General features: G+C 69.2%; 6 protein-coding genes and 1 pseudogene. 4 read left to right on the forward strand and 3 right to left on the reverse strand.

Annotated elements, in window-relative coordinates:
• Positions 1 to 626, forward strand: a pseudogene (locus tag HUU94_RS10590) (NAD-glutamate dehydrogenase domain-containing protein); the annotation flags it as partial.
• 91 nt (positions 627 to 717) lie between these two features.
• On the opposite strand, the gene HUU94_RS10595 reads toward HUU94_RS10590, so the two are convergent.
• On the reverse strand, positions 718 to 1,509 hold the full coding sequence (locus HUU94_RS10595) for an arginyltransferase (protein WP_174275049.1): 792 nt from the start codon (positions 1,507 to 1,509) through the stop codon (positions 718 to 720).
• Positions 1,510 to 1,746: 237 nt separating this feature from the next.
• Positions 1,747 to 2,991, reverse strand: a complete 1,245-nt coding sequence (locus HUU94_RS10600; protein ID WP_174275050.1) for a threonine ammonia-lyase — start codon at positions 2,989 to 2,991, stop codon at positions 1,747 to 1,749.
• Positions 2,992 to 3,073: 82 nt separating this feature from the next.
• Here HUU94_RS10600 and HUU94_RS10605 point away from each other — a divergent pair, with 82 nt between their 5' ends.
• The 3 genes from HUU94_RS10605 (at position 3,074) to HUU94_RS10615 (ending at position 6,112) form a co-directional block, all read left to right on the forward strand.
• Complete coding sequence (locus tag HUU94_RS10605; protein ID WP_174275051.1) at positions 3,074 to 3,940, forward strand: NAD(P)-dependent oxidoreductase; 867 nt, start codon at positions 3,074 to 3,076, stop codon at positions 3,938 to 3,940.
• A 131-nt stretch (positions 3,941 to 4,071) separates the two neighbouring features.
• On the forward strand, positions 4,072 to 5,712 hold the full coding sequence (locus HUU94_RS10610) for an amidohydrolase (protein ID WP_174275054.1): 1,641 nt from the start codon (positions 4,072 to 4,074) through the stop codon (positions 5,710 to 5,712).
• A gap of 79 nt (positions 5,713 to 5,791) precedes the next feature.
• Positions 5,792 to 6,112: a hypothetical protein gene (locus HUU94_RS10615; RefSeq protein ID WP_174275052.1), complete on the forward strand. Its 321-nt coding sequence runs from the start codon at positions 5,792 to 5,794 to the stop codon at positions 6,110 to 6,112.
• 9 nt (positions 6,113 to 6,121) lie between these two features.
• On the opposite strand, the gene HUU94_RS10620 is transcribed toward HUU94_RS10615, so the two are convergent.
• The coding region (locus HUU94_RS10620; protein WP_174275053.1) for a thioredoxin family protein at positions 6,122 to 6,446 on the reverse strand (325 nt) is incomplete at its 5' end.

Below are 6,446 nucleotides of genomic sequence, written 5' to 3' on the forward strand. Positions count from 1 at the left end.
TGCTCGGCAGCGCGGGCGCCGGCGCGCGCATCCACCTCGCCGATCTGCTGCGCGCGCTTCCCGGCGATCACGCGCCCTCGACGATCGCGCGGGAGCTTGCCGATGGTATCGGGCGCCTGCGCGACGGGCTCGATTCGCTGCTGCGGCTGGAGGCGCGCACCCAATCGCAGGCGATGCGCACCGGCCTTTCGGCGGCGGGCGCGGACGCGGCGCTGGTCGAACAGGTCATCCGCCTCCACGAACTCGATGGCGCGATCGGCACCGCCGCGCTCGCGCACCGGCTCGGCGCGGACGAGGTGGCGGTGACGCACGCCTATGTCCGGCTCGGCGAGGCGCTGGGCCTCGATTGGGCCAAGGCGGCGGCGGCGCGATTCGCGACGATCGATCCGTGGGAGCGGTTGCTCGCCTCGGGGCTGGTGCGCGATTTCGAGCAGCTCCGCCTCGAATTCCTCGCCCGCCACGGCGGCGCCGATCCGCTGGCGGAGGTCGATCGCTGGCTGGCGGACCAGAGCCAGCGCATCGCCCAATACCGCCGCGTGCTGGAGCGCGCCCGCCTCGCCCCACAGGTCAGCGCCGCGATGCTCGCGCAACTCGCGGCGCAGGCGCGGGTGCTGCTGGCGCGCTGAAGCTCCTCCCCTGGCATTGTCCCGTTGACGTTGAACGCTCGTCACCCCGGCTCAAGGCCGAGGTGACGTTTCAGCTTGAGCGAAACAGCCGCTACAGCTTGGGAAACTTCAGCCCGCCGGGCATCGGCGGCAGGCCGGGTTCGGCATCGTCGATCTCCAGCGGGCGCCAGCCGCTGGGGCCTAGCCGCTCGATCGGGCGGAAGCGCGTCTTATACTGCATCCGCGCCGATCCCTTCACCCAATAGCCGAGATAGACGTAGGGCAGCCGGGCGGCGCGCGCGCGCGCGATATGATCGAGGATGATGAAGGTGCCGAGGCCGCGCCGCGCGGCGCCGTCGGGCTCGTAGAAGCTGTAGACCATCGACAGCCCGTCGGACTGGCGATCGGTCAGGCAGGCGCCGACGAGCCGCCCCGGCACGCCGTTGGCAGAGGGCTCGCGATATTCGATGATATAGGTCGTCACCGGCGTCTGCTCGACCATGTCGGCGAAGTCGAACTCGTCCATCTCCGCCATGCCGCCGCCGGGGTGGCGCGCGGCGAGATAGCGGCGGAGCAGTCGATATTGCTCCTCGGTCGTCCAGGGCTTGCAGGCGTTGACCACGAGGTCCGCGTTGCGGCGCATCAGCTTGCGCTGCGTGGCATTGGCCTCGAACTGCCCCGCGACGACGCGCACCGAGACGCACGCCTGGCAATCGAGGCAGCTCGGGCGGTAGGCGACACCCTGGCTGCGGCGGAAGCCGATCCGGCCCAGCGCCTCGTTGAGCTCGCCCGCGTGCGCGCCGGCGAGCTCGGTGAACACCTTGCGCTCGGTCTTGCCCGCCAGATACGGACAAGGCGCAGGCGTCGTCACGAAGAAACGCGGAAATTTGAATTGCGCGCTCACGCCTTCCCACGCCCTCGTCGGTATCCTGCCCCAGCCGACTATGCCGACGATAGGGGCTTAAGAAAAGCGCTTTTGCCGCAAAGGCGTTACTGTCCGGTTAGTCGTAGCCCGTTCCTCTCCTGCAAGGGGAGGGGGACCGCCGCCGCGGGCGGTGGTAGAGGGGTATCCCGCTATCCAGAGGGCGATCCCTCCGTCAGTCTTCGCCTGCCACCTCCCCTCATAGGGGAGGATCTTCGGCTAAGCCAGCTCGACCGGCACGACCTCATACCCCTCGGCCTCCAGCGCGCGCATCAGCCGTTCGAGATGCGCCTGGTCGCGCGTCTCGCATTCGATGTCGGTAATCAGCCCCTTGGCGGGGAGCGTCGAGAATACGCGCTGGTGATAGACTTCGATGATGTTGACCTGCTCGGCCTCGAACACGCGCGCGACATTGTAGAGCGCGCCGGGCCGGTCCTGAAGCTTGATGCGCAGGCGCGCGAGGCGCCCCGACCGCGCGAGATCGCGCAGCAGCACGTTGGCGAGCAGCCGCGTATCGATATTGCCGCCGCACAGCACGACGCCCACCGTCTTGCCCGCGAACTTTTCCGGATAGGCGAGCATCGCCGCCAGCCCTGCCGCGCCCGCGCCCTCGACCACGGTCTTCTCGATCTGGAGCAGCAACGCCACCGCCTGCTCCAGCGATCGCTCGGAAACGAGCAGGATATCGTCGACCACCGATGCGATGATCTCCGAGGTGATCGATCCCGGCTCCTTGACCGCGATGCCCTCGGCCAGCGTATCGCCGTGGCAGGGCAGAGCGGTGCCGTTGATGCGGTTGTACATCGAGGGATAGAGCTCGGCCTCGACGCCGATCACCTCGATCGGCGGCGCGTGCGCCTTGGCGACCGTGCCGCATCCCGAGATCAGCCCGCCGCCGCCGATCGGCACGACGAACGTATCGATCGCGGGCACATCCTCCAGCATCTCGATCGCGACAGTGCCTTGCCCCGCGATGACATCGACGTCGTCGAACGGGTGGACGATCGTCAGCGCCTGCTCGTCGGCGATCTCGCGGGCGTGCGCCAGCGCATCGTCGACCTGCTCGCCGTGCAGGATGATCCGGGCGCCGTGGCTTTCTGTCTGGCTGACCTTCACCGTCGGCGTGTGGCGCGGCATCACGATCGTCACCGGGATGCCGAGCCGCGCGGCATGATAAGCGACGCCCTGCGCATGATTGCCCGCCGAGGCCGCGATCACGCCGCGTTCGCGCGCCGCCGCGTCGAGCTGGAGCAATTTGTTGAGCGCGCCGCGCTCCTTGTAGGCGGCGGTGAACTGGAGATTCTCGAACTTCAGATAGATGGTGGCGCCCGTCATCTGCGAGAGCGTGCGGCTGAGCAGGGTCGGGGTGCGGACGATCGAGGGCTGCACGCGGATCGCCGCCGCGCGGACATCCTCCAGCGTGACGAGCTTCGTGGCGGTTTCGGATCGGATCAGCGTGGCCATGCCGCCCCCTACGCCCATGTGGTCGGCTTTTGAACCCTCATGCCCGCTGGCACTCGATCGCCGCCATGGCTATGCCGCCGCCATGGCAAGGATCGCATATATCGGGCTCGGCGTGATGGGCGGCGCGATGGCGCGGCACCTCGCCGCCGCGGGCCACGACGTCACCGTCTTCAACCGCACCGAGGGCAAGGCTTCCGACTGGGTCGCCGCCAACGGCGGGCGGGCGGCGCCGAGCCCCGCCGCCGCCGCCGAGGCCGCCGATGCGGTGTTCACCTGCGTCGGCGCCGATGCCGATCTGGAGGAAGTGACGCTCGGGGAGCATGGCGCGTTCGCGGCGATGCGGGAGGGCGCACTGTTCGTCGATCACACCACCGTCTCCGCGAAGATCGCGCGGCGGCTGGCGGAGGAGGGCGCGGATCGCGGGCTGCTCGTCGTCGATGCGCCGGTCTCGGGTGGGCAGGCGGGGGCCGAGCAGGGCACGCTCTCGATCATGTGCGGCGGCACGATCGAGGCGCTGGCGCGCGCGCATCCGCTGATGGACGCTTATGCCGCGCGGATCGTCCATGTCGGCGGCGCGGGCGCGGGGCAGCAGACCAAGATGGTCAACCAGATCGCGATCGCGGGGGTGATCCAGGGCGTCGCCGAGGCGCTGCGCTTCGCCCAAGCCGCGGGGCTCGACACGGCCAAGACGTTCGAGGCGGTGTCGGCGGGCGCGGCGGGAAGCTGGCAGATGCAGAACCGCTGGGCGAGCATGTCCGCCGAAAGCTTCGACTTCGGTTTCGCGGTCGATTGGATGCGCAAGGATCTCGGCCTCGCGCTGGAGGAAGCGCGCGGCAACGGCGCGACGCTGCCGGTGGCGGCGCTGGTCGATCAATTCTACGCGGAGGTGCAGGCGTTGGGCGGCGGGCGGCAGGATACCAGCGCGATCGTGCGGCGGCTGGGGCGATGAGCTTTCCTCTCCTCGTCACCCCGGGCCTGACCCGGGGTCCCGCTTCTTCCGTGACCCTCGACAAGGCAGCGGGACCCCGGATCAAGTCCGGGGTGACGGCCTGGAGTTTGGCGGTGGCGCTCCTTCTTGCCATGCCCGCCGAAGCCCGCCGCCCGCCCCCTCCCGAAATCCCGCTCGCCGAGCAGGGGCTCGTCGATAACGTCAACGGCTACACGCTCGACGATCATGGCGCGCTGGAGCGGTTCACCGGGCTGCTGATCGATCGCCAGGGCAAGGTCGCGCGGCTGCTGCGCGATGGCGAGGCGCGGCCGCAGCGCCCCGATTTCCGCCTCGACGGCCAGCACAGGACCCTGCTCCCCGGCCTGTTCGACGCGCACGGCCATGTCTCGGACCTCGGCTTCCAGGCGCTCAGCCTCGATCTCACCGCCACCGCGAGCCTCGCCGAGGCGCAGGCCGCGCTCGCCCGCTATGCCGCGCGCAACACGCTTTCGGCGTGGATCAGGGGCGGCGGCTGGAACCAGGAGAAATGGCGGCTCGGCCGCTTCCCCACCGCCGCCGATCTCGACGCGGTGGTCAGGGATCGCCCGGTGCTGCTGGAGCGAGTCGACGGCCATGCCACGCTCGCCAATTCGGCGGCGATGGCGGCGGCGGGGATCAGCGCGCGGACGCCCAACCCCGCCGGCGGTCGGATCGAGCGCGATGCCAAAGGCAATCCCACCGGCCTGTTCGTCGATGCCGCGCGCCGGCTCGTCGAGAGCGCGGCGCCGCCGCGGCTGCCGCGCGAGCGCGACGAGGCAATCGCCAAGGCGCAGGAGCTGTTGCTCGCCGACGGCATCACCGCGACCTGCGACATGGGCACCGACGTCGATGATTGGGGATCGATGCGGCGGCTCGGCGATGCGGGGCGGTTGCGGGTGCGCATCTTCAGCTACGCCAAGGGAATCGAGCCCTTGCTGTCGATCGCGGGCAGCGGGCCGACGCCGTGGCTCTACGGCGGCAGGCTGCGGATGGTCGGCGTCAAATTCTTCGCCGATGGCGCGCTGGGGTCGCGCGGCGCGTGGCTCAAGCAGCCCTATGCCGACGCGCCGGGCCAGCGCGGCACGCCCTTCCACGGCGATACCGAGGTCAAGAATCTGATGAGCCGCGCGGCGATGGACGATTTCCAGATCGCGGTCCACGCGATCGGCGATGCCGCCAACGCGCAGGTGCTCGACGCGATCGAGGAGCTCGCGGGCACCTACAAGGGCGATCGCCGCTGGCGGATCGAGCATGCCCAGATCGTCGACGTCAAGGATCTGCCGCGCTTCGCCAGGTTCGGCACGATCGCCTCGATGCAGCCGACTCACGCTACATCGGATCACCGGATGGCGGCGGCGCGGCTGGGGTCGGATCGGCTGGGCGGCGCCTATGCGTGGAAGACGATGCTCGATTTGCATGTCCCGCTGGCGTTCGGGTCCGATTATCCGGTCGAGAGCCCCAATCCCTTCCCCGGCATCGCCGACGCCGTGACGCGGCAGGATGACGGCGGCGATCCCCCCGGCGGCTGGCTGCCCGAACAGCGCCTGACGCTGACGCAGGCCTTCGCCGCCTTCACCACCGGCGCGGCCTATGCCGCCAAGGCCGAGGATCGGCTGGGCACGCTGGAGCCGGGGCATATGGCGGATTTCATCCTGATCGATCGCGATCCCTTCCAGGTCGACAGCCAGGCGCTGCGCGAGACCAGGGTGCTGGAGACGTGGATCGGCGGACAGCGCGTGTGGGTGCGGAAATAATCCGCAAAGGAACCACGTCTCCCGCCGGGCTTTTGACATCGGATAGCGGCAACGCGCAATTACGTGGAACGGCGAAGCGATGGCGAATGAGACCTCGGCTGCGGATTCCTCGTTCAGCGAAGACCCGAGCCCGATGCCCGAGGCGCAGGGGCAGGCGGCGCTGCTGCTGCTCGAAAGCCTGATCCATAGCCTGCTCGACAATGGCGGCCTGACCAAGGATCAGGCGATCGAGGCGATCGACAGCGCGATGCAGGTCAAGGAAGCGAGCATCGACGAGCATAAGGAGGACGAGCGCGTATCACGCAAGTCGCTGACGTTGCTGACCAGCATGCAGAACAGCATCCAGGCGCATTCCGGCCCGTACGATCCGTCCGCACAGGCCAGGACGCAGCAATCCTGACCGCGCGGTTCAGGCCAATCCGACAAGCAATCCGGGGGTCAGCACCTGCGGCAGTTCGCGCGGGCTCCCGCCGCCAGCCGGATAGAAAATATAGAAGGGCACGCCCGATCGGCCGTGCGCGGCAAGGAAGCGGCTGATCGCGGGATCGCCGCGCGTCCAATCGCCGACCATCACCGCGACCTTCTTCGTGGCGAACGCCTTGGCGACGTCGGCGCGCTCGATCGCGACCTTTTCGTTGACCTTGCACGTCAGGCACCAGTCGGCGGTGAAATAGAGCAATACCGGGCGGCCCTCGGCGCGGAGCGCGGCGAGGCGCGTCTCGTCGAAGCGCAGA

It is taken from the genome of Sphingomonas bacterium (assembly GCF_903644055.1).
Classification (GTDB): Bacteria; Pseudomonadota; Alphaproteobacteria; order Sphingomonadales; family Sphingomonadaceae; genus Sphingomonas_I.